The 26,826-nt window shown below is 66.3% G+C and carries 27 protein-coding genes; 20 read left to right on the forward strand and 7 right to left on the reverse strand.

Annotation, left to right across the window (positions count from 1 at the left end):
• Nucleotides 1-25 precede the first annotated feature (25 nt).
• The gene (locus QW887_RS14190) at nt 26-940 is read left to right on the forward strand and encodes a phosphoribosylaminoimidazolesuccinocarboxamide synthase (protein WP_315715007.1); all 915 of its coding nucleotides are present in this window, start codon (nt 26-28) and stop codon (nt 938-940) included.
• Nucleotides 941-1,893: 953 nt separating this feature from the next.
• The gene (locus QW887_RS14195) at nt 1,894-2,592 is read left to right on the forward strand and encodes an alpha/beta fold hydrolase (RefSeq protein WP_316194637.1); all 699 of its coding nucleotides are present in this window, start codon (nt 1,894-1,896) and stop codon (nt 2,590-2,592) included.
• Here QW887_RS14195 and QW887_RS14200 read toward each other — a convergent pair.
• The 4 genes from QW887_RS14200 to QW887_RS14215 form a co-directional block, all read right to left on the reverse strand.
• Nucleotides 2,589-3,266 carry a nitroreductase gene (locus tag QW887_RS14200; protein ID WP_316194638.1) on the reverse strand — a complete coding sequence of 226 codons (678 nt, stop codon included), beginning with the start codon at nt 3,264-3,266 and terminating at the stop codon, nt 2,589-2,591. The two genes, QW887_RS14195 and QW887_RS14200, sit on opposite strands and share 4 nt — an antisense overlap.
• Nucleotides 3,267-3,387: 121 nt before the next feature.
• Nucleotides 3,388-4,056 carry an HAD hydrolase-like protein gene (locus QW887_RS14205; RefSeq protein WP_316194684.1) on the reverse strand — a complete coding sequence of 223 codons (669 nt, stop codon included), beginning with the start codon at nt 4,054-4,056 and terminating at the stop codon, nt 3,388-3,390.
• A gap of 4 nt (nt 4,057-4,060) precedes the next feature.
• Nucleotides 4,061-4,690 (reverse strand): glutathione S-transferase, encoded by a 630-nt coding sequence (locus QW887_RS14210; RefSeq protein ID WP_316194639.1) that lies wholly within the window; start codon nt 4,688-4,690, stop codon nt 4,061-4,063.
• Between the two features lie 58 nt (nt 4,691-4,748).
• Entirely contained in the window at nt 4,749-5,432 is a 684-nt protein-coding gene (locus QW887_RS14215) for a phytanoyl-CoA dioxygenase family protein (RefSeq protein ID WP_316194640.1), read from the reverse strand.
• Between the two features lie 299 nt (nt 5,433-5,731).
• Between QW887_RS14215 and QW887_RS14220 the strand changes: the two genes are divergently transcribed.
• Complete coding sequence (locus QW887_RS14220) at nt 5,732-6,334, forward strand: hypothetical protein (protein ID WP_315716947.1); 603 nt, start codon at nt 5,732-5,734, stop codon at nt 6,332-6,334.
• A 17-nt stretch (nt 6,335-6,351) separates the two neighbouring features.
• On the opposite strand, the gene QW887_RS14225 is transcribed toward QW887_RS14220, so the two are convergent.
• Both QW887_RS14225 and QW887_RS14230 read right to left on the reverse strand, forming a co-directional pair.
• Nucleotides 6,352-7,845 carry an NAD-dependent succinate-semialdehyde dehydrogenase gene (locus QW887_RS14225; protein WP_316194641.1) on the reverse strand — a complete coding sequence of 498 codons (1,494 nt, stop codon included), beginning with the start codon at nt 7,843-7,845 and terminating at the stop codon, nt 6,352-6,354.
• A 152-nt stretch (nt 7,846-7,997) separates the two neighbouring features.
• On the reverse strand, nt 7,998-8,318 hold the full coding sequence (locus tag QW887_RS14230; RefSeq protein ID WP_011942561.1) for a hypothetical protein: 321 nt from the start codon (nt 8,316-8,318) through the stop codon (nt 7,998-8,000).
• A 342-nt stretch (nt 8,319-8,660) separates the two neighbouring features.
• Between QW887_RS14230 and QW887_RS14235 the strand changes: the two genes are divergently transcribed.
• Nucleotides 8,661-9,854 carry a serine hydrolase domain-containing protein gene (locus QW887_RS14235; protein WP_315716945.1) on the forward strand — a complete coding sequence of 398 codons (1,194 nt, stop codon included), beginning with the start codon at nt 8,661-8,663 and terminating at the stop codon, nt 9,852-9,854.
• A gap of 210 nt (nt 9,855-10,064) precedes the next feature.
• On the opposite strand, the gene QW887_RS14240 is transcribed toward QW887_RS14235, so the two are convergent.
• Entirely contained in the window at nt 10,065-11,066 is a 1,002-nt protein-coding gene (locus QW887_RS14240; RefSeq protein ID WP_315716944.1) for an adenosine kinase, read from the reverse strand.
• A 70-nt stretch (nt 11,067-11,136) separates the two neighbouring features.
• Here QW887_RS14240 and murJ point away from each other — a divergent pair, with 70 nt between their 5' ends.
• The 16 genes from murJ to QW887_RS14320 all read left to right on the forward strand — a co-directional run bounded on the left by murJ (nt 11,137) and on the right by QW887_RS14320 (nt 26,812).
• Nucleotides 11,137-12,696 (forward strand): murein biosynthesis integral membrane protein MurJ, encoded by a 1,560-nt coding sequence (gene murJ, locus QW887_RS14245; RefSeq protein WP_316194642.1) that lies wholly within the window; start codon nt 11,137-11,139, stop codon nt 12,694-12,696.
• 49 nt (nt 12,697-12,745) lie between these two features.
• Entirely contained in the window at nt 12,746-13,798 is a 1,053-nt protein-coding gene (trpS, locus tag QW887_RS14250; protein ID WP_316166346.1) for a tryptophan--tRNA ligase, read from the forward strand.
• A gap of 195 nt (nt 13,799-13,993) precedes the next feature.
• Nucleotides 13,994-14,488: a universal stress protein gene (locus QW887_RS14255; RefSeq protein WP_315716941.1), complete on the forward strand. Its 495-nt coding sequence runs from the start codon at nt 13,994-13,996 to the stop codon at nt 14,486-14,488.
• Nucleotides 14,489-14,596: 108 nt separating this feature from the next.
• On the forward strand, nt 14,597-15,166 hold the full coding sequence (locus tag QW887_RS14260) for a NifU family protein (RefSeq protein WP_315716940.1): 570 nt from the start codon (nt 14,597-14,599) through the stop codon (nt 15,164-15,166).
• A gap of 575 nt (nt 15,167-15,741) precedes the next feature.
• The gene (gene tsaB / locus QW887_RS14265) at nt 15,742-16,443 is read left to right on the forward strand and encodes a tRNA (adenosine(37)-N6)-threonylcarbamoyltransferase complex dimerization subunit type 1 TsaB (RefSeq protein ID WP_316166349.1); all 702 of its coding nucleotides are present in this window, start codon (nt 15,742-15,744) and stop codon (nt 16,441-16,443) included.
• The gene (gene rimI, locus QW887_RS14270) at nt 16,440-16,922 is read left to right on the forward strand and encodes a ribosomal protein S18-alanine N-acetyltransferase (RefSeq protein WP_316166350.1); all 483 of its coding nucleotides are present in this window, start codon (nt 16,440-16,442) and stop codon (nt 16,920-16,922) included. Before tsaB ends, rimI begins: the two co-directional genes overlap by 4 nt.
• Before the next feature lie 43 nt (nt 16,923-16,965).
• Nucleotides 16,966-17,418, forward strand: coding sequence for a Fur family transcriptional regulator (locus QW887_RS14275; protein WP_315716937.1), 453 nt, complete (start codon nt 16,966-16,968; stop codon nt 17,416-17,418).
• The gene (locus QW887_RS14280) at nt 17,411-18,130 is read left to right on the forward strand and encodes an HAD family hydrolase (RefSeq protein WP_316194643.1); all 720 of its coding nucleotides are present in this window, start codon (nt 17,411-17,413) and stop codon (nt 18,128-18,130) included. The genes QW887_RS14275 and QW887_RS14280 overlap by 8 nt, the downstream gene beginning before the upstream one ends.
• A 56-nt stretch (nt 18,131-18,186) precedes the next feature.
• Nucleotides 18,187-19,584 carry a tRNA (N6-isopentenyl adenosine(37)-C2)-methylthiotransferase MiaB gene (gene miaB / locus QW887_RS14285; protein ID WP_315751787.1) on the forward strand — a complete coding sequence of 466 codons (1,398 nt, stop codon included), beginning with the start codon at nt 18,187-18,189 and terminating at the stop codon, nt 19,582-19,584.
• A 64-nt stretch (nt 19,585-19,648) separates the two neighbouring features.
• Entirely contained in the window at nt 19,649-20,626 is a 978-nt protein-coding gene (locus QW887_RS14290; RefSeq protein ID WP_315716934.1) for a PhoH family protein, read from the forward strand.
• 63 nt (nt 20,627-20,689) lie between these two features.
• A complete protein-coding gene (ybeY, locus tag QW887_RS14295; protein ID WP_315825647.1) occupies nt 20,690-21,199 on the forward strand; it encodes an rRNA maturation RNase YbeY in 510 nt (169 codons plus the stop codon).
• Between the two features lie 2 nt (nt 21,200-21,201).
• Nucleotides 21,202-22,371 (forward strand): hemolysin family protein, encoded by a 1,170-nt coding sequence (locus QW887_RS14300; protein WP_316173542.1) that lies wholly within the window; start codon nt 21,202-21,204, stop codon nt 22,369-22,371.
• Nucleotides 22,368-23,978, forward strand: coding sequence for an apolipoprotein N-acyltransferase (lnt, locus tag QW887_RS14305; RefSeq protein ID WP_316191496.1), 1,611 nt, complete (start codon nt 22,368-22,370; stop codon nt 23,976-23,978). Before QW887_RS14300 ends, lnt begins: the two co-directional genes overlap by 4 nt.
• A 232-nt stretch (nt 23,979-24,210) precedes the next feature.
• The gene (locus tag QW887_RS14310; RefSeq protein ID WP_006615449.1) at nt 24,211-24,627 is read left to right on the forward strand and encodes a helix-turn-helix domain-containing protein; all 417 of its coding nucleotides are present in this window, start codon (nt 24,211-24,213) and stop codon (nt 24,625-24,627) included.
• A 323-nt stretch (nt 24,628-24,950) separates the two neighbouring features.
• Nucleotides 24,951-26,081, forward strand: coding sequence for a M20 family metallopeptidase (locus QW887_RS14315; protein WP_316173539.1), 1,131 nt, complete (start codon nt 24,951-24,953; stop codon nt 26,079-26,081).
• Entirely contained in the window at nt 26,078-26,812 is a 735-nt protein-coding gene (locus QW887_RS14320; protein ID WP_315716929.1) for a tRNA (guanine(46)-N(7))-methyltransferase TrmB, read from the forward strand. The genes QW887_RS14315 and QW887_RS14320 overlap by 4 nt, the downstream gene beginning before the upstream one ends.
• Nucleotides 26,813-26,826 lie beyond the last annotated feature (14 nt).

Below are 26,826 nucleotides of genomic sequence, written 5' to 3' on the forward strand. Positions count from 1 at the left end.
GCTCCCGTTTCGAAGGCTCTGCACGATGACCACGCTTCTCGCCAGCAATCTGCCGCTCCCGAAGATCGGCCGCGGCAAGGTCCGCGACATCTATGCCGTCGGCGACGACCGCGTGCTGCTGCTGACCACCGACCGCATCTCGGCCTTCGACGTCGTGATGAACGAAACCATCCCGATGAAGGGCGCGGTGCTGACGCAGATCTCGGCCTACTGGTTCAACGCGCTCGAAGGCGTGGTGCATCACCACATGATCTCGGCCGACACCGACACGATCATCGCGGAGGTGCCAGCGCTGGCGCCGCATCGCGACGAGATTCTTGGGCGCGCGATGCTGTGCAAGCGCACCACCGTGTTCCCGATCGAATGCGTCATCCGCGGCTATCTCTCCGGCTCGGCCTGGAAGGAATATGCGGCCCATGGCACGCTGGCCGGCGAGCAGCTTCCCGCCGGCCTCGTCGAGAGCCAGAAGCTCGACCCCGCGATCTTCAGCCCCGCGACCAAGGCCGAGACCGGCCATGACGAGAACATCACCATTGCGCGAATGCGCGAGGTGGTCGGCGACGACACCGCGTACACGCTGGAGAGCATGACGCGCGCGGTCTACACGCTGGGTGAAAAGCTGGCGCGCGAGCAGGGCATCATCATCGCCGACACCAAGTTCGAGTTCGGCCGCGACAAGGACGGTCACATCATCCTGATCGACGAGGTGATGACGCCCGACTCGTCGCGCTTCTGGGCGGTCGACGCCTATCAGCCGGGCCAGCCGCAGCCGAGCTTCGACAAGCAGCCGCTGCGCGACTATCTCGATGCCGAGCGCCGTGCCGGCCGCTGGAACGGCGACGCCCCCCCGCCGCCCTTGCCGCAGAGCGTGGTGGATGCGACCAGCCAGCGCTATCTGGAGGCGTTCCGGCGGGTGACGGGCAGCGAGCTGAAGATCTGAGCACTGCACGTCTCTCGCCGCGATGACGGAGCCGAAGGCAGTGTTTTCTTCGGAGTGGGAGTCGAACTGGTACCGTATCGGCGGTGCGCTCCCTCGCCCCGCTTGCGGGGAGAGGGCTGGGGTGAGGGGGGCTCTCCATGCACACCAGACTCGCGGAGAGCCCCCCTCACCCGGATTGCATCTTCGATGCAATCCGACCTCTCCCCGCAAGCGGGGCGAGGTGAGAACTGATCGTTCTGCGAGGCGCGTGCTCACATCAGCCAAGGCATCGTTGATCATCGGAGAGTTACTGACGAGACGCGCTGCGTCGATCTCGCGGCCATGCTTGCCCGAGCTATGCTGATCGATCTCGCCCTCTTAAAATGCGAGAGCGCAGGGAAGGCCGGGAGCTGGCCGCCCCCATGGCCCGCGTGCGAAAAAAAATGCACGCGGCGGTCACCACAGGTTCAGCCGAGACATCCCGGCCCTCCCTGCGCGATGGGTTTAACGGCTGCTCCGTACTCTCCCCGGGGACCGGCTTGTTTGCCCCCGTCGCCCGCCACGACGCACGCACGTCATCGCGAGCTTGGCGCCAGCATCGGGGCGCCAGGACCATACGGCTTGACCGTCCGCGCGCTGCCGTTCGTCAGCGCAAGAGCGCCTGACAGGCACGCGGCAACCGCTCCCCGCCTCTACGTATCGTGACGACGCGTACGCCCCTCTGCATGAGGACGGGATGCGCGGATAAGAACATGATTTCGGAAATAACGCAAGTCCAAAATTGATTGGTGACAGAGTAGCCCGACGGCCGGGGCCGTAAGGAGGGCAAAGGCGCAGCTATGCTGTCTCTCCGAACGTGATCGCGGTGGCGCCGTGCCCACCAAGTCGCTGATCGAGGGTGGGCACGCTGCCGCCCCACCGTACCGGCCGACCCATCCCGCGATGGTCACGATTAGGATGTGCTACAACATCATATGACGCCGACTACGACCATCGCCATCATCCTGCTGCCAGGAATGGACGGAACCGGAGAGCTCCTGAAGCCGCTTGCCGAGCGCCTGTCCGCGAACCGGCCGACGCAGATCATCGCCTACCCTCTCGATCGACCGCTCGATTACGACCAGCTCGCGACCTTCGTCAGTGAGCGGTTGCCGAGAGATCCCTTCGTCATTCTCGGCGAGTCGTTCTCCGGACCGATCGCCATCGAGATTGCAGCGACTGACGCGCGAGTCGCAGGGCTCATCCTTGCATCGAGCTTCGCGCGCCATCCGTTACCGGCCTGGCTTTCGCACGTCGCGTCGCTGCTCGATCTAAGATGGCTTCCATCAAACCTCTTCGCCGCGATGATCATGGGACGGATGGCGAAACCGGAGCTCAGGCTGCAGCTGAAGGACGTCTTGAGATCGCTTCCTGCGGCAGTTCTTCAAGCACGTGCCAGGGACGCCCTTCGAGTCGACAAGCGCGACAGGCTGGCCGAGACCACGTGTCCGGCGCTTTGTGTGCATGGCAGCTCGGATTGGCTCGTCGGCCGGAGGCAAATCGCTGAGATCCTTGCGGCACGACCCGACTGTGAGCGATGCGAGCTGGACGCACCGCACATGCTGCTGGCAACCCATGCCGAGGCCGCGGCGGCGGTGATCGACGATTTCTGCCGGCGCTTGGAGTGCAACTAGTCCTCGAACCCCACGAACACCGTCGCCTCCCTCACCGGCTTCCGCTCCGACACCACGGCATTGGCGGGGAAATCGTGATCGGGCCAGCCCAGCGCGATGCTCTTCATGATGACCTGGTCGTCGGCGATGCCGGCGTGCTCGCGGACCACGGGCGATTGCATGATGCCCTGGCTGTTGATGACGGCGCCGAGGCCGCGCGACCAGGCGGCGTTGACCAGCGCATTGGTGACGGCGCCGCAGTCGAACGGCGTGTCGTCGCTGCCGTCGAGCGCACGATCATAGGTCACGATGATGCAGACCGGTGCGTCGAACTGGCGGAAGCCGCGCAGCACCCAGTCCTGTCGCTTGTCCTTGTCGTCGCGCGCGATGCCCATGGCGGAGAACAACTGCTTGGCGACCTGCACCTGGCGCTCGCGATGCGCGCCCGCGAAGGGCTGGCCGATACGGAATTCACGCGACTGCGGGACGCCGGCGACCATCCGCTCGGTATTGCCGGCGCGGATGCGGTTCAGCGGCTCGCCGGTGATGACGTAGAAATTCCAGGGCTGGCTGTTCATCGACGACGGCGCGCGCATCGCAAGCCCGATGATCTCCTCGATCAGCGCCCGCGGCACCGGATCGGGCTTGTAGCCGCGGATGCTGCGGCGGCCGAGGATGACGTCGTCGAACTGCATGTGTGTGATAGTCCCGTGATGACAGCTGATCTGCCGGGAATATTCGCGGCTTTCCGGTTCCGGTGCAAGGTTGACGCGTGAACCGATCGGGGTGTCGCGAACACAGGAGGTTGTGATCGAGCTAGACCTTCAGCATCGACAGCACGGCGCGCGCGAGATCGGCCGGACATTCCACGAGGCGGTCGGCGCCGGCCATCTCGAGTTCGTCGCGGCTGCCATAGCCCCAGAGCACGCCGAGGCTGCGCATCCTGACGGCATGGGCGCCGGCAATGTCGTGGCGGCGGTCACCGACCATGATCGCGTCGGAGGGTGCGATATTCCGCTCGGTGAGAATATGCGCGAGCAGCTCCGGCTTGTGGTCCAGCAGACCTGACGGCACCGAGCCGTGGATGGCGTCGAACAGCGACGCGAGATCGAGATGCTCGAGGATGCGGCGCGCAAACACCTCCCGTTTGGATGTCGCGAGATAGAGCCGCACCCCCGCGCCATGCATCTCGTGCAGCGCGTCCCGGATGCCGGCATAGAGTTCACTGCCGAACAGTCCGCTCTCGCCGTAATGCTGGCGATAGGCGGTCACCGCTTCGTCGACCCGATCGTCGTCATACGCCTGCAGCAGCGCCCGCAACATGTCCTGCAGCGGCGGCCCGATGACACTGCGGATATCGAGCGTGTCGTCCGGTGCATGCCCGAGCGCGCGCAACGCCGCTAGGGCGCTCGCGGCGATGCCGGGCTGGGAGTCGATGAGAGTGCCGTCGAGGTCGAGCAGGACGGAGTGACGACCGAGGCTCATCATATCAAGCCTTCGCACTGGGACGGCTCGAAACTACACCATACCACCGCGCGAGATGGTGGAGGTGATCCGGTGGATCGAGCTTGGCGCGGACCGCGAAATCCACCGTCACCATGGCGCTGATGTCGACAATGGTGAAGTCGGGTCCGCAGACGAAGGCGTGGTCGGCGAGCCGCGCGTCGAGCCAGGCGAAGTAGTGCGCGACGCGCAGACGTCCCCGCTCCGCGAGCGCGGCAATCTGCTCGAGCGGCAACGGGCCGGGCAGAGCGCGGCTCTCCAACCCTGGCGCACTGTTCCGGAACGCTTCCTGGATGGCGTAGATGCCATCCCATTCGATCCGCCGCACCCAGCATTCGATGACGGCGCGCTCCTCCGCGCTGCGCCCCATCAGGGCCGGCTCGGGATGCAGCTCCTCGAGGTAGCGGCAGATCGCGATGATGTCGGTGATCGCAGCGCCGCTGTCGAGCTCCAGGACCGGCACCGTGCATTGCGGGTTCAGCGCGCGAAATTCCGGCCGGAACTGCTCGCCGGCGCGCAGGTCGAGCTGAACGGTGGGAATCGTGAGGCCCTTCTCGCTGAGGAAGATGCGCACGCGGCGCGGGCTTGGCGCGGTCGCGGAATCGTACAGCCTCATGAGCGTCCTCTCTGCGGGATGTGGGCTGGAAGCTTGGCAGCTTCGGCGGATGGCGCAGCTACTCCGCGCCGAAGATTTCGTCCTGGTCCATGCGCACCGCGCGCAAGGCGCGGGTCCGTCGCCACGCGTCCAGCTGCACCGAGGTGGCGTAGGTGATCAGCAGCGAGCGACGGCGGGCGCCGCTGCGGTTGCGGGTCGCGCCGTGCAGCAGGTTGACGTCGAACAGCAGGATGTCGCCGGCTTCGCCTGCCGTGACGAACGGGGCGGCCTGCGCATCATCCGTGTCGCGGCGATGCGTGCCCGGCGCCACCTGCGTCGCGCCGTTGTCGGGGCCGAACGGATCGAGGAAGGCGAGCGCCGAGACGGCGTCGGTACGGAACCGGTCGACGCCGTCGCGATGCAACGGCTGCTGGCCGCCATCGGCGAGCGGCTCGCGGCCCTCGACTTGGCCGAGGAAGAACGGCGCCTTGAGAATGTGAGACACGGCCGCGAGCATCACCGGCAGCCGGCAGGCGCGCTGCACCGTGGCATCGAGATCGACCATCGCGTGGCGCCAGTCGCGGCCGCGCGGCACCGGCCATTGCTCGGATGGCAGCGTGCCCGCCTCGAACGCATCGCGCAGCGGCGGAAGCCAGTCCGCCGGAATCGCGCCGCGCAGCAGCAGATAACCGTCCGCCTCGAGGCGGCGCGCATCCGCGTCCGGAAGCTGGCCGACACCGACGCGCGTGAAGGCTGCGGTCATGGTGAGCTCGCACATTGAGAGGTCGTGGTTCGCCGCGTCATGGTCGACGATCCGGCGCGTCTGGGCAAGCGGCTCGCTTACGCCCGTGCAGCCCGGTGGCGCTTCGCGCCGTCGCATTCATCCGGTGGTGATGTCCATCGCCGCAGAAGACGCTGAGACGATGGGCCGCACTGCGGAACGGGCGGCTCGCAGCCGCAGTTCACCGTTCGTTAACCCTCTCGACCTACGCCTCGTTAGCAACACTCTGCAACGATCCGACATACGGGGTAAACGAGCAGTCGAGCTCCTTGGAAACACACATGGTCGCCATCCAAAGCACCAACCAGATCTCGCCCGCCAACGAGCGGGTCTATCGCCAGAGCAACCTGCTGGGCGAGTGGAAGGGCAGTTGGACGGCCAACGGCCAGGCCGTGAGCTTCAAGGTCGTCAACATCAGAGGCGCCGCCGCGACGGTGGAGTACACCCATAACGGCCGCACCGAACGCGGCATCGGCCAGGTCAACGGCTCGACCATCGACTTCGGCGCGGTCACGCTCGGCACCAAGAACGGCAAGAACGCCGTGCTGCTGTTTTCGGCCGGCGGCGGCAAGGCCACCGCGATGCTGGAGAAACAGGCGCCTCCCGCCGACGAGAGCAATCTGGTCGGCAGCTGGGCCGGCTACTCCGGCGAAAACGGCCAGAGCGCGAGCTTTCGCGTGCTGTCCGTCAGCGGCAAGGAGGCCCAGGTCAGCGTGACGACCAACGGCGTCACGCGCCAGGGCACGGGGATCGTCTACAACAACGTCATCATGTTCGGTCAGTCGCAGATCTCGACGACCGACGGCAAGAGCGGCAAGGTCATCTTCCAGGTCGGCAACAAGTCCTACCTGGTGCCGGTGGACAAGCTGCCGAAGACGGCCTGAGCCCAGGCGTCCAGAGCTCAGACGCCCGCCATCATCACGTACTTGATCTCGAGATATTCCTCGATGCCGTGATGCGAGCCTTCGCGCCCGAGGCCGCTCTCCTTCACGCCGCCGAACGGCGCGACCTCGGTGGTGATCAGACCGGTGTTGACGCCGACCATGCCTGATTCCAGCGCCTCCGCGACGCGCCAGACCCGGCCGAGATCGCGGGCATAGAAGTAGGAGGCGAGGCCGAACGGCGAGGCGTTGCACATCGCGATGACATCGGCCTCGTCCTTGAAGCGAATGACGGGCGCGAGCGGGCCGAACGTCTCCTCATGCGCGACCAGCGCGTCGGCCTTGACGTCCCGAAGTACGGTCGGCTCGAAGAAGGTGCGGCCGAGCGCATGGCGCTTGCCGCCGGTCACGACCTTCGCCCCGCCTTTGACCGCATCGGCGATGTGGCGTTCGACCTTCTCAACCGCCTCTTCGTTGATCAGCGGCCCCTGGGTCACGCCGGCCTCGGTGCCCTCGCCAATCTTCATCGCCGCGACCTTGGCGGCGAGCTTCGCGACGAAGGCGTCGTAGATGCCATCCTGCGCATAGAGGCGATTGGCGCAGACGCAGGTCTGGCCCATGTTGCGATATTTCGAGACCATGGCGCCTTCGACAGCCGCATCGACATCGGCATCGTCGAACACCACGAACGGCGCGTTGCCACCGAGCTCGAGCCCGAGCTTCTTCACCGTGCCGGCCGACTGGCGATAGAGAATCTTGCCGACCTCGGTCGAGCCGGTGAAGCCTATGAAGCGCACCGACGGATGCTCGCACAGCACTTTGCCGATCGGCGGCGCGTCGCCGGTGACGATGTTGAGCGCGCCCGCAGGAATCCCGGCGCGTTCGGCCAGCACGGCGAGCGCCAGCGCCGACAGCGGCGTCTCGTTGGCCGGCTTCAGCACCACGGTGCAGCCGGCGGCGAGCGCGGGCGACACCTTGCGGGTGATCATCGAGTTCGGGAAATTCCATGGCGTGATGGCGCCGCAGACGCCGATCGGCTGCTTCAGCGCCAGCAGGCGCGCATCCGGCTTCTGGGTCGGGATGGTCTCGCCATAGACGCGACGCGCCTCCTCGGCGAAGAACTCGATATAGGCGGCGCCGATATCGACCTCACCGAGCGCCTCCGTCAGCGGCTTGCCCTGCTCGGAGGTGAGGATCAGCGCGAGGTCCTCGCGGTTGGCCGTGATCAGCTCGAACCATTTGCGCAAGGTATTGGAGCGCTGCTTGGCGGTCAGCCGGGCCCAGGACGGGAACGCGCGCGCGGCGGCCTCGACGGCTTGCGTGGTCTCCGCCGCACCGAGCTGCGCGACCTTGGCGAGCTCGGCGCCGGTGGCCGGATTGTTGACCGGGAGCACCGGCGTACCGACCCACGCACCATCGATGTAGCACTGCTCGCGCAACAGCGACGGATCCTTCAGGCGGTCACGCAGGCTCGGGGCGGCAGTGGAGGCACGGGCGGCGGCGGGCGGTGTCATCGGGCTACTCCTCGAAAGCGAGCGATCGTCCCCGAATATAGCCACGCCCCGGTGGCAGCGCACGGCGCGTGCGCCTCCTCAACGGTACATTCGATCCGGCGATCCGTGCCTGTACGGCACCAAATGCTGAATGCTGACGAGCCGACCCGGGATCAGGCCGCGCCGCTCATATAGGTCTCGCGCCGGCCGATCATGCGCTCCGCCGCCGCCTTGGCGTCGGCCTTGGTCGAGGTCGCGCAGGTGCGGTATTCCAGGTCCGGCAAGGCGGCGGGATCACGGCGGCCGAACCATGATTTCTGCCCCACGGGCAGCAGCGCCAGGGCCTGCGCCACATTGTCGACCGCGCCGAACGCATACAGCGCCCCGGTCGCCGCGATGCGCACTTCGTAGATGCCGGGCGTGATCGGCGCCTCGATATTGTCGCCGCGCCCCGGGCGGGGATACCGCTTCCACTCGCTCCACGTTGAAATCATATCGCCCCCAACGGCGGACATTGCCGCCAAAGCCATGCCATCGGCTCGAAAAAGCCGGTTCTTGAACCCTTTAATGCAAAAATGGTTGCAACTCACAACAGTCGCAAGGCCGTGGTGGGAACATGGCCCCCATGTGTCGGACTCGCGACTGAGTGGAACTAATCATGATTCTGGCGAGAAATTGAAGCGCTGTGGCCTCCGCAGCGCTGTTGTCCCCCGCCTGCTTCGTTCGCGCCGCATCATCACGAGATCGCGACCGGCCGTAAGACCGGCGGTCCTTGCTGCCCAGGCCGGCCCGAGAAACAATCGCCTACCGTCATCAAGAACGGAACGGAGGAGACCATGCAGAACAAGACCGACATCGACGGCGTGCTGCGGCAGAAGGCGGAGGCGGGAGAGATTCCCGGCGTCGTCGCTATCGCCGCTGACAGCAACGGCATCATCTACGAAGGCGCCTTCGGCAAGCGCGACCTCGGCCGCGACGACCCGATGACCACCGACAGCGTGTTCTGGATCGCCTCGATGACCAAGGCCATCACCTGCGCGGCCGGGATGCAGCTGGTCGAGCAGGGCCGGCTGTCACTGGATGCGCCGATCGGCACGGTGCTGCCGGACCTCGCCGCGCCCAAGGTGCTCGACGGTTTCGACGCCAATGGCGAGCCGATCCTGCGGCCGGCGAAGACCGCGATCACGCTGCGCCATCTGATGACCCACACCGCCGGCTTCTGCTACGACATGTGGAACGGCGATATGGCCACCTATGTGCAGAAGGCCGGAACGCCCGGCATCATCACCTGCAAGAACGACGCTCTCAAATTGCCGCTCGCCTCCGATCCCGGCACGCGCTGGGAATACGGCATCAACATCGATTTCGTCGGCAAGGCGGTCGAGGCCGCCAGCGGCCAGAAGCTCGACGCGTACTTGCGCGACCATCTGTTCGCACCGCTCGGCATGGACGATACCGGCTTCAAGCTCGGCCCGTCGCAGCGCGCGCGTCTGGTCGGCATGCATGCCCGCGGCGAGGACGGCAGCCTGGCGCCGATCCCGTTCGAGCTCGAGCAGGAGCCGGAATTCCACATGGGCGGCGGCGGGCTCTACGGCACGGCCGGCGACTACATCCGCTTCACCCGGATGATCCTCAACAATGGCCGCGGCAACGGCAACCAGGTGCTCAAGCCCGAGACGGTCGCGGCGATGCGCGACAACCATATCGGCGAGCTCGAGATGACGAAGATGGCCGCGGCGGTGCCCGGCGTGACCAACGACGTCGATCTCTATCCCGACATCGTCAAGAAATGGGGCTTGAGCTTCATGATCACGACGGCGCAGACCCCGGAGGGCCGCAGTGCCGGCAGCCTCGCCTGGGCCGGCCTCGCCAACACCTACTACTGGATCGATCCTGCGCGCGACGTCACCGGCGTGATCCTGATGCAGCTCCTGCCGTTCGCCGACCGGCTGTGCCTGGAGACCTTTGCCGGCTTCGAACGCGGGGTCTATGCCGGGCTCGATGCCGCGGGCGGACAGAAGGCGGCGTGATCAGATTGATAGCTCGGTCCCGCTCCGAGCGGACTCGTTGTTAGTTCGACGTCATGTCCGGGCTCGGCCAGGGCATCCTCGTCTTTCACGACGACAACTCAAGAAGCGTGCATGGCCGGGTCAATCCCGGCCATGACGGTGCAGAGATATCACGGTGCAGAGAGTGGTGTCGGAAGCGCAAGAGAACGGCTGCGTGACCACAGCTTCGACCTACACCTTCAGTCCGTTCTGAGCCGCCAAGTCCTTCAGCGACACCTGCGGCCTCGCGCCGATATGCTGGATCACTTCGGCCGCGGCGAGGCCGCCGAGGCGGCCGGCCATCTCATAGCCGGTCTTGCGCACCAGCCCGAACAGGAAGCCGGCGGCGAACAGATCGCCCGCGCCGGTGGTATCGACCAGGCTCTCGATCGGATGCGCCGGCACCGAGATCACGCCGTCATTCGACACCACGACGCAGCCTTGTTCGCTGCGGGTGACGATGCCGAGCGTGGCGTCCTCACGCAGCTGCTTCAGCGCGCCGTCGAAATCCGAGGTCTGGTACAGCGAATGCAGCTCGGCCTCGTTGGCGAAGACGAGATCGACGGTGCCGCCGCGCATCAGGTCGAGAAACTCCTCGCGATAGCGATCGACGCAGAACGAATCCGACAAGGTCAGCGCGACCTCACGTCCGGCGTCATGCGCGATCGCCGCCGCCTTCACGAACGCATCCTTGGCGTCCTTCGGGTCCCACAGATAACCTTCGAGATAGATGATGCGCGCCGCCGCAATCTGCGCGGGATCGATGTCCGCGGCGGTGAGATTTTGCGCGGCGCCGAGATAGGTGTTCATGGTGCGCTCGCCGTCCGGCGTCACCAGGATGTAACAGCAGCCGGTCGCCGGGCCGTCGGCAGCGGGCACGGTGTCGAAGGTGACGCCGGCGGCGCGGATATCATGCCGGTACATCCGGCCGATCTGGTCGTCCTTGACCTTGCCCACGTAAGCGGCACGCGCGCCCAGGCTGGCGAGGCCGGCGATGGTGTTGGCCCCCGAACCGCCGGACATCTCGGTGGCCGGACCCATATCGGCATAGATCGCGGCCGCGCGGGCCTCGTCGATCAGCGCCATGCTGCCCTTGGTCATGCCGTGCCGGGTGAGAAAGGCTTCATCGGCATGCACCAGCACGTCGAAGATCGCGTTGCCGATCCCGAGAACATCGTATTTCGCGTCAGTCATCCACTGGCCCCGTTTACGGCGTTTTGCAAACGCTGCGGCCTATCACAAGCGGCGCTGCTATAGAAGCCTGATGATCCGCTCATTCGTGACTGTGTTGTCAGGAACACTGGCCTCGCGCCTGCTCGGCTTCGTCCGGGATGCGCTGATGGCCGCGCTGCTCGGCGCCGGTCCGGTCGCGGACGCATTTCTCGCGGCGTTTCAGCTCGTCAACGTCATCAGGCGACTGCTGACGGAGGGCGCGCTCAATGCAGCCCTGGTGCCGGCCTGGCTGCGAATATACCAGCAGGCTGGTACGACGCATGCGACAGCTTTTGCCGGCCGCGTGCTCGGCACCGTCAGCGCCGGCCTGCTCGCCGCCACCTTGGTGCTGGCGCTGCTGATGCCGTTCGTGATGACCGTGCTCGCGCCGGGCTTCGCCGGTGAAGAGACGCTCACCCTGGCCGTCAACGATGCCAGGCTGATGCTGCCCTATCTCGCCTTTGCCGGCCCCTCGACGGTGCTGCTCGCACTGTCCAGCGCGCAACGACGCTTTGCGCTCGCGGCCTTCGCCCCGCTGCTGTTCAACGTGGCATTGATCAGCGTGACCATCGTGCTGCTGATGCAACATCCGGCCCCTGGAAGCGCCGCGCTGCTGCTCGCCGCCACGATCGGCGTCGCCGGGCTGCTGCAGCTCGCGATGCTCGCGCGGCGAGGCCGCGACGGCCCCCTCGCCTCGCCGGTGCGCGTCACCTTCCATGCCGAAATGCGCGGCTTCTTTGCCAAGGCGCTGCCCGGCATGGTCGCCAGCGCCGGCCCGCAATTGCTCGCGGTCGGCGGCGCGGTCATCGCCTCCACCTCGCCTTCCGCGGTGTCGTGGCTGTATTTCGCCAACCGCCTGATCGAGCTGCCGCTCGGGCTCGTCGGCGTTGCCATGGGCACGGTGCTGGTACCGGAGTTGACGCGCGCGCTGCACGAAGGCAACGAGGAGGCTCTGGCAGAGGTGCAATCGCGCGGCCTCGAGCTGACGATCGGGCTCGCGCTGCCTGCGACGCTCGGACTCATGATCCTGAACGAGCCGATCATTCGTTTGCTGTTCGAACATGGCGCATTCAGTTCGGACGATGCCGCCGCGACGGCGCAGGTGCTGACCTGGCTCGCGGCCGCGTTGCCGGCGCAGGTGCTGACCAAGGCGCTGCAGCCCGCCTTCTTCGCGCGCGAGGACACGCAGACGCCGTTGCGCGCGACGTTGATCGGATGCGGTGTCGCGATCGCGCTGGCGTTCCTGCTCGCACAATTGTTTGCGGCAAGTGGCATCGCGGCAGGGCTCGCGCTCGGTGCCTGGGCCAATGCGGCGGTCCTGATCCGACGTGGCGCCACGCGCTTCGGTTTCGCGCTTCCCCCTGCCTCGCGGCGCCGGCTGCCGCGCATCACGTTGGCTGCGATGGCCATGGGCGCGGTCCTCTGGACCGTCGCCGGACGCTTCGCCGGCACGTGGAGCAGCGGCCATCTCGGCGCGGCCGCGTTGCTCGCCGCCCTGATCAGCGGCGCCATCATCCTCTACGGCGTGCTTCTGTTGTCCCTGGGCGCCGTAAGCTGGCGCGAAACCGTCCGGGCGATCCGGCAAAAGCCCGCCGGCGACTTGCACCTTTGAGGCGCACGTGCCAAACGACCCCCCAAAATCATCATCCGGAACAGTGACCATGGCCTTCGTGGAACGGGTTTTCTCGGGCGTCCAGCCGACCGGCAACCTGCATCTCGGCAACTATCTCGGCGCGATCGTCAACTTCGTGAAGATGCAGGAGACGCACAACTGCATCTATTGCGTCGTCGACATGCACGCGATCACCATGCCGATCGACGTCTGGGGCGGCCCCGCCGAGCTCGCGCGCAACACCCGCGAGGTCACCGCCGCCTTCATCGCCGCCGGCATCGATCCGAAGAAGCACATCGTGTTCAACCAGAGCCAGGTCTCAGGGCACGCCGAGCTCGCCTGGATCTTCAACTGCGTTGCGCGCATCGGCTGGCTGAACCGCATGACGCAGTTCAAGGAGAAGGCCGGCAAGGACCGTGAGAACGCATCGGTCGGTCTGTACGACTATCCGGTGCTGATGGCCGCCGACATCCTGCTGTACCGAGCCACCCATGTTCCGGTCGGCGAGGACCAGAAGCAGCATCTCGAGCTCTCCCGCGACATCGCGCAGAAGTTCAACAATGACTACGGCGACTCGATCCGCAGCCACGGCTTCGGCGACGGCCTGTTCTTCCCGCTTCCGGAACCCCTCATCACCGGTCCCGCGACGCGCGTGATGTCGCTGCGCGACGGTACCAAGAAGATGTCGAAGTCCGATGCCTCGGACTATTCGCGCATCAACCTGACCGACGATGCCGATACGATCGCGCAGAAGGTCCGCAAGGCCAAGACCGATCCGGAGCCGCTGCCGACCGAGGAAAAGGGGCTGGACGCACGTCCCGAGGCGGACAACCTCGTCGGCATCTACGCCGCGCTGTCGGACCGCAGCAAGGCCGATGTGCTCAGGGATTTCGGCGGCGGCCAGTTCTCCAGCTTCAAGAACGCGCTGGTCGAGCTGTGCGTCACCAAGCTCGGGCCGATCGCCGCGGAGATGAAGCGCCTGACCGCCGATCCCGGCTACGTCGAGTCCGTGCTGGTCGACGGCGCCGACCGCGCCCAGGCCATCGCCGCAGAGACCATGAAGACGGCCAAGGACATCGTCGGCTTCATCCGCAAGCCCTGACCAGAGCAGCACGGCGCGCGCTCCGGAGTCGGCCTTGCGGCCGTAGCCCGGATGAGCGAAGCGACATCCTCGCTACGAGAAGCCGCACCACCGCTGTCGCTGCGGGCGCGATGGAACCCGCAGCCCTCTCCCCAACGGAGATGGGCTGTGGCAGCATCGCGGCCGGATCGACTCGCAGCAGCAGGCGGGAACGCGATGGCGGCGCAGCGGCAGAGCTACCAGACCGGCCATGCGCCGAAATGCCTGGTCGTGGTCGACGACAGCGAGGAGTGGGACCGCGCGGTCCGCTATGCCGGCCGCTGGGCCGTCCGTTCCGGCGGCCGTATCGTCATGCTGCACGTCATCGAGACGGAGGACCAGAACCAGCAATGGCTGGGGGTCGCCGATCTGATGCGGGCCGAGGCGCAGGAGCAGGCCCATGCCGAGCTCGACCAGGCCGCGGCGCTGCTGTCGGCGATCGGCGTGACCGCGCCGGAACGGGTGATCCGCGAAGGTGAGCCGACGGCGCAGATCCTGGAGACGATCGAGCACGACAGCGACATCGCGCTGCTGGTGCTCGCCGCCCATTCCGGCCCCGAGGGCCCCGGCCCGCTGGTCACCCATGTCACGAAGACGAGCGGAGCCTTCCCGATCCCGCTGGTGATCGTGCCGGGCGACCTCGGTGACGCCGATCTCGACGCTCTTTCATAGGCTTAGATCGGAAACGCCGGCCGTGCCCCCTTGATCGTGCGCGCGTTCGCGCCATCTGCTATGAGGACACCACAGGCCGGCCTTGAACCGGCGCTGCCGGAGAAAACCATGTTCATCCAGACCGAAGCCACCCCCAATCCCGCCACCTTGAAGTTCATCCCGGGCCGCGTCGTGTTGCCCGCGGGCACGATGGAGTTCGGCAGCCGCGACGCCGCCGCGCGCTCCCCGCTGGCCGAGCGCCTGTTCGCCGTCGACGGCGTCAGCGGCGTGTTCTACGGCGCCGATTTCATCACCGTCACCAAGAGCGACGGTGAGTGGCAGCACCTCAAGCCGGCGATCCTCGGCGCGATCATGGAGCACTACATGTCGGGCGCGCCGCTGCTCGCCGACGGCAGCGCCGCCAATGACGAATCCGCCGACGAGGACGACGAGTTCTACGACGAGGCCGACACCGAGACGGTCGGCATGATCAAGGACCTGATCGAGAGCCGCGTCCGCCCGGCCGTAGCCAATGACGGCGGCGACATCACCTTCCGCGGCTTCAAGGACGGCATCGTCTATCTCAACATGAAGGGCGCCTGCTCGGGCTGCCCGTCATCGACTGCGACCCTGCAGCACGGCATCCAGAACCTGCTGAAGCACTTCGTGCCCGAGGTGGTTGAAGTCCGGCCGATGTAGGAAGGCAATGGCGAATGGGGTTGGCGAACAGATCTGCGCGCCAATCAGCATTTGCCTCCGCTCACGCTGCGCCGCCGAGGGTGGCGGCCACGGCCGCCCCCGCCGCATGCTCGACGGTATCTCGCTGGTCACCGCGCTCGGCGCGCCGACCGGCTTCGCCGACGCCGCCCAGACTCGCGCCAATCGGCACTTTCGCCGGACCTGCTCGTCGCCCCCCTCTGGCGCTCGAACTGACCGAGCGGAATTGGGCGTTTGAGGCTGGCCCGGATGAGGCGGTGATCCCCATGCCGTCGGTGCCGAACCCGAGCACCGGCTTGCGAGCGATTGATCGCCTCGACCCGGCCTCATCGCGCCGGGCATCGCCTTTGCCACCGGGATGGCGCGGCGGCCTGAGCGTCGAACCGGACGATCAATCCAACAGCCCGGAAAGATTTGCTTGAATGAGCGCCAATTCAGTAGTTTGCGGTCGTGCGCCGTGATGCGTTTTTCCCGATCAGGATGTAAGAAAGCGGCAACCGACTTTATCAAAGCCCCAAAAAGGTATTCGGCGCTCCTTTCAATGTGAATCTGACCGGATGTTGATCCTCGCCATCGATACTGCCCTCGACCATTGCGCGGCTGCCGTTCTGGACACTGATTCGGCCGCGATGCGCGCCGAGGAAACGCTGCCGATGAAGCGCGGCCACGCCGAGGCGCTGATGCCGCTGATCGCGCGCGTGATGCGCCAGTCGGGCGTCGGCTTCCACGAGCTCGACCGCATCGCGGTGACGACGGGTCCTGGTAGTTTCACCGGGCTGCGCGTCGGCCTCTCCGCCGCGCGCGGCATTGCCTTGGCGGCGCACAAGCCGGTCGTCGGCGTGACCACGCTGTCCGCCTACGCGGCGCCGATCGTCAGCGAGGACCGCGCCAACCCGGTGATCTCGGCGATCGATGCCCGGCACGACCATGTCTACTACCAAGTCGTGAGCGGCAGCGGCGAGGAACTGGTCGCGCCCCAGGTCGCTGCGACAGACGACGTCCTGCCGGCCGCGCGGCTCGGCGCCCCGCACCTCGTCGGCAACGCCGCGGCGCTGCTGGCCGAGCGGTGGCCCAAGGAAGCCGCCGCGCCAGTTGCGGTCGACTCGCAAGACGGACCCGACATCGGCTGGGTCGCCTGGCTTGGCGCGGCCGCCGACCCGGCGCACGCGCCGGCGCGACCGTTCTATCTGCGCGCGCCCGACGTCAAGCCGCCCGCCGGGGCGGCGCGTCAACCGGCGCAGACGGCCGTCTCGTCATGAACATGTTCTTCCGCTGGCTCGGCAGCCCCAAACCGTTGATCGAAGCGGCCGCGCCGCGCGACGCCGCCAGGCTCGCCCAGATCCACGCCGCCTCGTTTCACCGCGGCTGGGGCGAAGGCGAGTTCGAGGCGATGCTGGCCGAGCGCAACACCATGATCCATCGGCTGCGGCTCGGGCGGAAGCTCATCGGCTTCATCGTCTCGCGAATCGGCGCGGACGAAGCGGAAATATTGTCAGTTGCACTTGACCCAAATCAGCGCGGCCGCGGATTTTCTCGTGATCTGTTGCTGCAGCATCTCGGGCACCTCGCGGGGCGCGGGGTCCGGACGGTCTTTCTCGAAGTGGAGGAAAACAACCAGCCGGCCCGCCGACTCTATGAACGCGCCGGATTTGCGACCGTGGGCCGTCGGGAACGCTATTACCTTCAGCCCGGCGGGGAACAGTTGAATGCGCTTCTGATGCGCCGGGACTTGTCGTAACCTGCGCTTGGTGGCAGAAAGCGCATCCTTGAGGCGAGACACGATGACCTCCTTGAAAACCACGCCAGCGCTCAATTCCACCGGAATCGAGGCCCGCTGTGCCGCCACCGGCATGCGCATGACCGAGCAGCGCCGGGTCATTGCCCGCGTGCTCGCGGAAGCCTGCGACCATCCCGACGTCGAGGAGTTGTACCGGCGCTGCGTCGCCGTCGACGACAAGATCTCGATCTCCACGGTCTATCGCACCGTGAAGCTGTTCGAGGATGCCGGCATCATCGAACGCCATGATTTCCGCGAGGGTCGCGCCCGCTACGAGCAGATGCGCGACAGCCATCATGATCATCTGATCAATCTGCGCGACGGCAAGGTGATCGAGTTCACCTCCGAGGAGATCGAGAAGCTGCAGGCCGAGATCGCCCGCAAGCTCGGCTACAAGCTGGTCGATCACCGGCTGGAGCTGTATTGCGTGCCGCTCGACGAAGAGACGAATGGCTGACGCGGCGACGGCTTCGAACCTCGATCTCGTCATTTTCGATTGCGATGGCGTGCTGGTCGACAGCGAGGTGATCTCCTGTCAGACGCACGCCGACGTGCTCAGCCTGTGCGGCTATCCGATCACGACCGAGCAGGTGTTCGCGCGGTTCCTGGGCCGCTCCCTGAAACAGGCGAAGCTCGAGGTCGAGGCCGAGCTCGGCCGTTCCCTGCCCGACGATTTCAACCCGAAACTGCAGGATCGCCTGTTCCGCGCCTTCGAGCAGGACCTCGCGGCCATCGACGGGATCGCGGAGACGCTCGACACCATCGACGTGCCGGTGTGCGTCGCCTCCTCCGGCTCGCATCAGCGCATGCGCGTCAGCCTTGGCGCCACCCAGCTCTACGATCGCCTCGCCCCGCACATCTTCTCATCCTCCCAAGTCGAGAACGGCAAGCCCGCGCCCGATCTGTTCCTGTTCGCGGCAGCGCAGATGAAGGCGCGTCCCGCGGCCTGCGTGGTGGTCGAGGACAGCACGGCCGGTATCCGGGGCGGTGTCGCCGCCGGCATGACAGTGCTCGGGTTTCACGGCGGCAGCCACTGCCGGCCCGGGCACGCCGACGACCTGCGCGCGGCCGGCGCCACCGTGGTTTTCGACGACATGCGGCAGTTGCCGGCGATTCTGAGCCGGCTGGCCGAGAAAAAGCCCGCGATCGCTGGATTTTCGGCCCCCTAGCCTATATCTGAGCGCGGCGCCGAATTGGGCGCGCCTCCGACTGCATGCAAGGGTTCATGACGCCGCCGCGCAAGCTGCACATCAAGTCCTATGGCTGCCAGATGAACGTCTACGATGCCCAGCGCATGGTGGACACGCTGGGGCCTGAGGGCTTCGTCGAGACCGCCGAGGCCGGTGACGCCGATCTCGTGATCCTCAACACCTGCCACATCCGCGAGAAGGCCTCCGAGAAGGTCTATTCGGAGCTCGGGCGGCTGCGGGTCGCGAAGGAGGACGCCGCGCGGGCCGGCCGGACGATGCAGATCGCGGTGGCCGGCTGCGTGGCGCAAGCGGAAGGCGAGGAGATCATCGCCCGCGCCCCCACCGTCGACGTCGTGGTCGGCCCGCAGAGCTACCACCATCTGCCGCAGCTCCTGGCCCAGGCCCGCCGCGGCGAGCGGGCGATCGAGACCGAATTCCCGGCCCAGGACAAGTTCGGCTTCCTGGCGAAGCCCAGCCGCGAGGCGATCCGCGCCCGCGGCGTCTCGGCCTTCGTGACCGTGCAGGAAGGCTGCGACAAGTTCTGCACCTTCTGCGTGGTGCCGTATACGCGCGGCAGCGAGATGTCGCGTGCGGTGACACGCATCGTCGACGACGTGACGCAGCTCGTCGACAATGGCGTTCGCGAGATCACCCTGATCGGCCAGAACGTCAACGCCTATCACGGCGAAGGCCCTGACGGCCGGCCCTGGACGCTGGGGCGGCTGCTCCATGGGATCGCCGAGATTCCGGGCGTGGCGCGGATCCGCTACTCGACCAGCCATCCCAACGACGTCGACGACAGCCTGATCGCGGCGCATCGCGATCTCGAAGCGGTGATGCCGTTCGTGCATCTGCCGGTTCAGTCGGGATCTGACCGCATCCTGAACGCCATGAACCGCAAACACACGGCGACTGACTATCGCAAAGTCGTCGACCGTTTTCGCGCCGCCCGTCACGACATTGCATTCTCTTCGGATTTCATCGTCGGGTTCCCGGGCGAGACCGAGGAAGATTTTCGCGCCACCCTCGCCCTGATCGACCAAATCGGCTACGCTGCGGCGTATTCGTTCAAGTATTCGCCGCGCCCGGGAACTCCGGCAGCGGACATGCCGGAGATGGTGTCAGCGACCGAGATGGACGAGCGATTGGAGCGCCTCCAGAGCTTGATCGACAGCCAGCAAGCAGCCTTCAACAAGGCCGCGATCGGCCAGGTCGTCGACGTGTTGTTCGAGCGGCCAGCGCGCAAGCCCGGGCAACTGGTCGGACGGACCGCGTATCTGCAGCCGGCCCACGTCATGGCGTCCGACGACATCATCGGCCAGGTTCTGCCGGTGCGGATCGACAGTCTCGAACGCTACAGCCTGCTCGGCGAGCTCGTCACGGCGGCGCCGGCAGTGATCTCCCCCACGCCCCTCGTGTCCATCGGAGGCTGAGCACTTGCCCAAGAGCGCATCGGATCCGTCTTCCCTCGCTCCCAGCCGCAAGTACGACCGCGACATGTCCATGCCCCCCGAGACCCAGGTCGTCATCGATTTCGACGACAACCGTGCCGCCTCCGCCCTGGTCGGGCCTTACGGCCAGAATCTGGCCCTGGTCGAACGACGGCTCGGCGTCGTCGTCGATTCCCGCGGCAACCACATCACCATCGGCGGAACACGCGACGGCTGCGATGCCGCGCGGCGCGTGCTCGAATCGCTCTATGCGCAGGCCGTGAAGGGCCACGATCTGGCGCAGGGCGACGTCGAGGGCGCGATCCGCGCCGTGGTGGCGCAGGGCTCGCTGTTCGAGTTCGACGCCAAGAACGCCAAGAACGCGTTCGAGAGCATCAACCTGCGCAAGCGCCCGGTGCGCGCCCGCACCGCCGCGCAGGATTCCTACATCCGCGCGCTGAAGCGGCACGAGCTCGTGTTCGGCATCGGCCCGGCCGGCACCGGCAAGACCTGGCTTGCGGTCGCGCATGCGGCGCAGCTGTTCGAGCGGAAGGAAGTCGACCGCATCATCCTCTCACGCCCGGCGGTCGAAGCCGGCGAGCGGCTCGGCTTCCTGCCTGGTGACCTCCGCGAGAAGGTCGATCCCTATCTGCGCCCAATCTACGACGCGCTGTACGATCTGATGGATGCGCGCATCGTCGAGCGCGCGCTGCAGGCCGGCGAGATCGAGATCGCGCCGCTCGCCTTCATGCGCGGGCGCACCTTGACCAACGCCGCGATCATCCTCGACGAGGCGCAGAACACCACATCGATGCAGATGAAGATGTTCCTCACGCGTCTCGGCGAGAACAGCCGCATGATCATCACCGGCGATCCCTCGCAGGTCGATTTGCCGAACGGCCAGACCTCCGGACTCGCCGAAGCCGCGCGCCTGCTCGACGGTGTCGAGGGGATCGCGCAGGTCCGGTTCACCGGCGAGGATGTCATCCGCCACGAATTGGTGGCGCGCATCGTCGCCGCCTATGAGGGGCCGAAAGCCCGCTGACGCGAGAGCAAGCACGCCGATGGTCGCGTCGTTCCAGCGCCATCCGCACAGATATCGACCAGGATGCCACAAAGTCCCATTCCAACGACCGAGGTGATCGTCGCAGCCGATTGCTGGCAGGACCAGCCTGACGCCGAGGACGTCATACAACGCGCCATTCTCGCCGCGGCCGAGATGGTCGATGCCGATGTCGGCGACGCCGAGATCGCCGTCATGCTGACGGACGACCAGGGCATCCGCACCCTGAACAGCAATTGGCGCGGCATCGACAAGCCCACCAACGTGCTATCGTTTCCGGCGCTGCAGCCGACCGGACCGCGCGGCGAGGATGATGCCCCGCGCATGCTCGGCGACATCGCCATCGCCTATGAGACGATGCGGCGCGAGGCCGACGACGAACAGAAGCCGTTCGAGCATCATCTCAGCCATCTCGCCGTGCACGGCTTCCTGCATCTGATCGGCTACGATCACGAGACCGATGACGAGGCCGAGGAGATGGAGGCGCTGGAGACCGAGATCCTGGCCCATCTCGGCATCCCCGATCCCTATGCCGATCGGGAACGGATGAACTGACCATGGCCGATTCCGAGCCCATCCACGACAATCCGCGCCAGACGCGCAATCTGCCGGCCGTGGTGCCGCCGGCCGAGCTCGGCCGCTCGCCGGGCGAGAACTGGCTGTTTCGCGCGCTGCGCAACCTGTTTGGCTGGAAAGGCGGCGGCTCGGTTCGCGACGACCTGCAGGTCGTGCTCGATGCCTCGACGCCCGATGACATCGGCTTCTCCGCGGTCGAGCGCACGCTCCTGCGCAACATCCTCGATTTGCACGAGCGGCGCATCGCCGACGTGATGGTGCATCGTGCAGACATCGTCGCCGTCCGGCGCGACATCACGCTCGGCGAACTGATGAGCCTGTTCGAGAGCGCGTCGCATTCGCGCCTCGTCGTCTACAACGACACGCTCGACGACCCCGAAGGCATGGTGCACATCCGCGACCTGCTTGCCTTCACCACGGCGCAGGCCCGGGTCTCCGACGAGGTGAAGGCGCGGCGCAAGAAGCCGCTGCCCGCCGGCCTCGATCTCAAGGCCGTCGATCTGTCGATGCCGCTGTTCGAGGCCAACATCATCCGCAAGCTGCTCTACGTGCCGCCGTCGATGCGCGCGATCGACCTGCTGGCGCAGATGCAGGCCTCGCGCATCCATCTGGCGCTGGTCGTCGACGAATATGGCGGCACCGACGGGCTGGTCTCCATCGAGGACATCGTCGAGCAGATCGTCGGCGAGATCGACGACGAGCACGACAGCGACGAGCCGCCGGCGATCGTGCGGCAGGCCGACAACGCCTTCATCGCGGACGCCCGCGCCAGCCTCGACGACGTACGCCGGGTGATCGGCGAGGAGTTCGTGACGGGAGAGGCGGGCGAAGGGGTGGAGACGCTCGGCGGCTATCTCGTCAACCATGTCGGCCGGCTGCCGGTGCGCGGCGAGCTGATCTCCGGCCCCGGCAATTTCGAGGTCGAGGTGCTCGATGCCGATCCGCGCCGGGTCAAGCGCCTGCGCATCGCGCCGCGCAAGGAACGCCCGACTCCCCGCCCGCAGCGCGAAAGCCGGCGTCGAGACGTTGCGCCGGAAGCGACCCCGGCCGACACGGACGTCCCGGCCGAGCCGCCGCCGACAGAGGCCGGCCCTGCGCCGGTCCACGACGATAGCAGCCCGCCACGGGGCGATGGAGCCAGCTCACAGTGATCCGCCCATCGACGATTCGCGGCCTCGCCATTGGCGTTGTCCTGGCCTGGGGCTGGAAGCGTGCGGCGATCGCGCTCGCCGCCGGCGCGCTCTCCTCGCTCGCGATGGCCCCGTTCAACGCCTGGCCGGTGCTTGCGATCACCTTCCCGGTTCTGGTCTGGCTGATCGATGGCGCCGCGGCGGGACGGCGGCGCGGCATCCCGGCTGCCGCCTTCACCGGCTTCTGCTTCGGCATGGGCTATTTCGTCCCCGGCCTTTACTGGATCGGCAACGCGTTCCTGGTCGATGCCGACACCTTCGCCTGGCTGATGCCGTTCGCCGTGCTGGGCCTGCCGGCCTATCTCGCGCTGTTTCCGGCCCTAGGCTTCGCCCTGGCCCGGTTGATCTGGACGCGTGATGCAACCCGCATCCTGGCGCTCGCCGTCTGCCTGACCGCGAGCGAATGGCTGCGCGGCCACGCGCTGACTGGCTTTCCCTGGGACACGTTCGGCTATGCCCTGTCGCAGCCGCTCGCGCTGGCGCAGACGGCCTCGCTGATCGGGATCTGGGGCATGACGTTCCTGGCGATCGCGATCTTTGCCAGCCCCGCGGTGCTGATCGACGGCAAGACATGGCGTGAGCGCTGGCGGGCGCCGGCCGCGGCCGCCGCCCTGCTCGTGATGATGGGCGTGTTCGGCGTCATCCGGATCGGCCTGCATCCGACAGCCTTCGTCGCCGACCTCAAGCTGCGGATCATGCAGCCGAACCTGCAGCAGGACGTCAAGTTCAACTATGGCGCCAAGGCCGATGTCATGCGCCGCTATCTGGCGCTGTCGGACCGCGCCTCCGGCCCGAACGCCACCGGCGTCCGGGACACCAACGTCCTGATCTGGCCGGAATCGGCGTTCCCGTTCTTCCTGACCCGCGAGGCGGACGCGATGGGCCAGATCGCCGACCTGCTGTCGCCGGGCACGGTGCTGATCACCGGTTCGGTCCGCGCCCCCGACGCGCCTCGCAACACCCCCATCACCCGGGCCTACAATTCGATCTACGTGATCGATCACGACGGCACCGTGCTGTCGGTCTACGACAAGCTCCATCTGGTCCCGTTCGGCGAGTTCCTGCCGTTCCAGAATCTGCTGGAGCGGATCGGGCTCGAGCAACTCACGCGGGTGCAGGGCGGCTTCATCCCCGGCACGGCGCGACGCAACCTGGACGTGCCACACGCTCCGCGTGTTCTTCCCTTGATCTGCTACGAGGCGATCTTTCCGAGTGACAGCGTGCCGACCGAAGAACGACCGGGCTGGATCGTCAACTTGACGAACGATGGCTGGTTCGGCATTTCGACTGGGCCTCATCAGCATCTGCAGCAAGCGCAGTGGCGCGCGATCGAGCAAGGACTTCCATTAGTTCGATCTGCGAACACCGGCATCTCCGCAGTGATCGATCCCGTCGGCCGTATCGTTAAGCAATTGCCTCTCGGCGCAGAGGGCGTGCTGGATTCCGCGCTGCCTGTTGCGTTGCAGCCGACAGCCTATGCAAGGCTCGGCGACATTCCGGTTGCGATCCTGTTAGTGATCGCCCTGAGCACCGTCGTTCGCAGACGTGTTGCTCAAAAGCTTCCCTGACACCCGCAAGATCTCGATTCTTTCCGGGTCCGTAAGATTTTTTTTGACAAGCAAAACCCCAAGTGTTGACAGATAGCTGCTGCAATTCGCATTCTCGCGCGGCAGCATGAGCCGTCCAGTTCGTTGCTCGGCCGTCTTCGTTAGTACGACATGCGAACATAAATTGACGGTGTGAGCGCCTGAGGCATACTGCGACCGCCTCGTTCCGAGGCCCATTCTAAGGAGTTGAGAGATGTCGACGAAAGCGCCCAACCCTGTTGACAAGCATGTCGGCAGCCGGGTGCGGATGCGCCGTATCATGTTGGGCATGAGCCAGGAAAAACTCGGTGAGGCTCTCGGACTCACGTTCCAGCAGATACAGAAGTACGAAAAAGGCACCAATCGAGTCGGCGCCAGCCGGATTCAGCAGATCTCGGAGGTTCTGCAGGTCCCGGTCTCCTTCCTGTTCGAAGGGGTCCCGAGTGGCGGGACCAACGGTGAAGCTTTCGGCGAAGGCGCTTCGCCCGCCTATGTGTCTGATTTCCTGGCAACCTCCGAAGGACTGGCGTTGACCCGCGCATTCACGCGGATCCACGATTCGAAGCTTCGTCGCAGCATCGTCGACCTGGTCGAGCAGATCGCTGATCGCGAAGCTCCGGAAGAAGGCTAGCTGATGCGCCGGCGCTGACATTCCTATCGTGATCACTCTCATAGGAATGTCAGCGCCCTCGGGGGGCCATCAGCGGGGCACGTTTGCGGACGACGCGCTGGGCACGCTGCGTTCCGCCGGACGAATGAGCCGATAGACAGGTTGGATCACGACCAATAGAGCGCGATGGCTCCCCTTCGGGAAAGGCTATCGCGCTCTAAATCTTTTTATGCACATGTGGCCTGGAACTCCGGCATCCCAGCCGCCAACCCGCCCAGCGACGCGCCAAGCGCGTCCACCGCCTGCTACCACTTCGTAACCATCGAGAACGATTTACAAAGCTCATGACCACCAGCAGCAGCCCGTTCGATAGTCGCACAATTCTCGAAGGCATCCGCCAATGGGTCGAGCTCGAGACCCCGACCGAGGCGCCTGATCAGGTCAACAAGCTGGCTTCCCTTGTCGCGGATGGCTATCGCGGGCTCGATGCCACGATCGAACGGATCGCCGGACGCGACGGCTGCGGCGACCACCTCGTCGCACGGTCGGCGTGGGGACAGGACGAGCCGGGCATCCTGGTCCTGAGCCATCTCGACACGGTGCATCCGATCGGGTTCATCGCGCGGCTGCCGTTCTCAGTCGACGGCGACGTTGCGTACGGTCCGGGGATCTACGACATGAAGGGCGGCGCGTATCTCGCCTTTCACGCCTTTCGTCAGCTCTGCGCAGAGGGTCAAAAATCGCCCCTCGGCATTACTCATTTGTTCGTCTCGGATGAAGAGATCGGCAGCCCGACCTCGCGCGCGCTGATCGAGGAGGAAGGCCGCAAGGCCAAATACGTCCTCGTCACCGAGCCGGCGCGCGACGGCGGCAAGATCGTGACCGGACGCAAGGGCGTGGCGCGGTTCGACGTGGCAATCCGCGGCGTGCCCGCGCACGCCGGCGCGCGTCCACAGGATGGACGCAGTGCGATCCGCGAACTCGCCAACGTCATCCATGCGCTCGAAGCGCTCAACGACCCCGCCCGCGGCATCACCGTGAATGTCGGCGTCGTGCGCGGCGGCACCCGTCCCAACGTGATCGCTGAGGAAGCTTATGCCGAGGTCGATGCACGGCTGCCGACGCCTGCCGATGCCGCGGAGATCCTGCCCAAGATCCTGGGGCTGACCTCGCGCAGCGATGGCGTCACGGTCGAAGTGAGCGGCGAGGTGAACCGGCCGCCTTACGTCAAGGGCAACGCCGGCGCCGCCCTGTTCGAGCATGCGAAATCCCTGGCCGACGAGATCGGCTTCGAGCTGGTCGACACCTATACCGGGGGCGGTTCCGACGGCAATTTCACCGCACCGTTCACGGCGACGCTCGATGGGCTCGGCGTCGATGGCAAGGGCGCGCATACGCATTACGAGCAGATGTACATTTCCTCGATCGAGCCGCGGACAAGGCTGCTCTACCGTCTCTATCAAACCCTGCGATGAGCCCCGCGATCAACATGCCCGTCGACGACGATCACACCGGCACCGAGGCCCTGCACGGCCAGGGCTCGTTCTTCGGCCGGCGCAAGGGCCACAAGCTGCGGGCGCATCAGGCCGGCCTGGTCGACAACCTGCTGCCGCACCTCGCGCTCGATCTCGCCGCGCCCGCGGAAGCCGTGCTGCCCACGCTGTACGATCCGCCGGTCGACGCGCTGCGGCTGGAGATCGGGTTTGGCGGCGGCGAGCATCTTGCCGCCGAAGCGAAGGCGTTTCCGACCACCGGCTTCATCGGCTGCGAGCCCTATGTCAACGGCATGGCCAAGATCCTGTCGGCCATCGAGGCCGACAACATCGGCAATATCAGGCTGGTGGCGGGCGACGCCGCCGAGCTGTTGGCCTGGCTGCCGCCGCAGTCGCTGCAGCGCATCGACCTGATCCATCCCGATCCCTGGCCGAAGCGGCGGCACTGGAAGCGGCGTTTCGTGCAGGATGCGACGATCGCAGCGATGGCGCGCGTCCTGAAGCCCGGCGGCGAGTTCCGCTTCGTCAGCGACATCGCCGACTATTGCGCCTGGACGCTGTGGCATCTGCTGCGTTCGCCGGAGTTCGCCTGGACGGCCGAGCGCGCCGACGACTGGCGTCTGCCCTGGCTGGGCTACACCATGACGCGCTACGGGCGGAAGGCCACGCGCGAAGGCCGCGTCGCCAACTATCTGATCTTCAGCCGGCGCTGACCGCTGCGCCGGCG

Source organism: Bradyrhizobium sp. SZCCHNRI3052, from assembly GCF_032484895.1.
Lineage (GTDB): Bacteria > Pseudomonadota > Alphaproteobacteria > Rhizobiales > Xanthobacteraceae > Bradyrhizobium.

Bases quoted from the DNA above. Each gene is read 5' to 3' on its own strand.
- QW887_RS14190 (WP_315715007.1), top strand. From the start codon at position 26: ATGACCACGCTTCTCGCCAGCAATCTGCCGCTCCCGAAGATCGGCCGC.
- QW887_RS14195 (WP_316194637.1), top strand. From the start codon at position 1,894: ATGACGCCGACTACGACCATCGCCATCATCCTGCTGCCAGGAATGGAC.
- QW887_RS14200 (WP_316194638.1), bottom strand. From the start codon at position 3,266: ATGCAGTTCGACGACGTCATCCTCGGCCGCCGCAGCATCCGCGGCTAC.
- QW887_RS14205 (WP_316194684.1), bottom strand. From the start codon at position 4,056: ATGAGCCTCGGTCGTCACTCCGTCCTGCTCGACCTCGACGGCACTCTC.
- QW887_RS14210 (WP_316194639.1), bottom strand. From the start codon at position 4,690: ATGAGGCTGTACGATTCCGCGACCGCGCCAAGCCCGCGCCGCGTGCGC.
- QW887_RS14215 (WP_316194640.1), bottom strand. From the start codon at position 5,432: ATGACCGCAGCCTTCACGCGCGTCGGTGTCGGCCAGCTTCCGGACGCG.
- QW887_RS14220 (WP_315716947.1), top strand. From the start codon at position 5,732: ATGGTCGCCATCCAAAGCACCAACCAGATCTCGCCCGCCAACGAGCGG.
- QW887_RS14225 (WP_316194641.1), bottom strand. From the start codon at position 7,845: ATGACACCGCCCGCCGCCGCCCGTGCCTCCACTGCCGCCCCGAGCCTG.
- QW887_RS14230 (WP_011942561.1), bottom strand. From the start codon at position 8,318: ATGATTTCAACGTGGAGCGAGTGGAAGCGGTATCCCCGCCCGGGGCGC.
- QW887_RS14235 (WP_315716945.1), top strand. From the start codon at position 8,661: ATGCAGAACAAGACCGACATCGACGGCGTGCTGCGGCAGAAGGCGGAG.
- QW887_RS14240 (WP_315716944.1), bottom strand. From the start codon at position 11,066: ATGACTGACGCGAAATACGATGTTCTCGGGATCGGCAACGCGATCTTC.
- murJ (WP_316194642.1), top strand. From the start codon at position 11,137: ATGATCCGCTCATTCGTGACTGTGTTGTCAGGAACACTGGCCTCGCGC.
- trpS (WP_316166346.1), top strand. From the start codon at position 12,746: ATGGCCTTCGTGGAACGGGTTTTCTCGGGCGTCCAGCCGACCGGCAAC.
- QW887_RS14255 (WP_315716941.1), top strand. From the start codon at position 13,994: ATGGCGGCGCAGCGGCAGAGCTACCAGACCGGCCATGCGCCGAAATGC.
- QW887_RS14260 (WP_315716940.1), top strand. From the start codon at position 14,597: ATGTTCATCCAGACCGAAGCCACCCCCAATCCCGCCACCTTGAAGTTC.
- tsaB (WP_316166349.1), top strand. From the start codon at position 15,742: ATGTTGATCCTCGCCATCGATACTGCCCTCGACCATTGCGCGGCTGCC.
- rimI (WP_316166350.1), top strand. From the start codon at position 16,440: ATGAACATGTTCTTCCGCTGGCTCGGCAGCCCCAAACCGTTGATCGAA.
- QW887_RS14275 (WP_315716937.1), top strand. From the start codon at position 16,966: ATGACCTCCTTGAAAACCACGCCAGCGCTCAATTCCACCGGAATCGAG.
- QW887_RS14280 (WP_316194643.1), top strand. From the start codon at position 17,411: ATGGCTGACGCGGCGACGGCTTCGAACCTCGATCTCGTCATTTTCGAT.
- miaB (WP_315751787.1), top strand. From the start codon at position 18,187: ATGACGCCGCCGCGCAAGCTGCACATCAAGTCCTATGGCTGCCAGATG.
- QW887_RS14290 (WP_315716934.1), top strand. From the start codon at position 19,649: ATGTCCATGCCCCCCGAGACCCAGGTCGTCATCGATTTCGACGACAAC.
- ybeY (WP_315825647.1), top strand. From the start codon at position 20,690: ATGCCACAAAGTCCCATTCCAACGACCGAGGTGATCGTCGCAGCCGAT.
- QW887_RS14300 (WP_316173542.1), top strand. From the start codon at position 21,202: ATGGCCGATTCCGAGCCCATCCACGACAATCCGCGCCAGACGCGCAAT.
- QW887_RS14310 (WP_006615449.1), top strand. From the start codon at position 24,211: ATGTCGACGAAAGCGCCCAACCCTGTTGACAAGCATGTCGGCAGCCGG.
- QW887_RS14315 (WP_316173539.1), top strand. From the start codon at position 24,951: ATGACCACCAGCAGCAGCCCGTTCGATAGTCGCACAATTCTCGAAGGC.
- QW887_RS14320 (WP_315716929.1), top strand. From the start codon at position 26,078: ATGAGCCCCGCGATCAACATGCCCGTCGACGACGATCACACCGGCACC.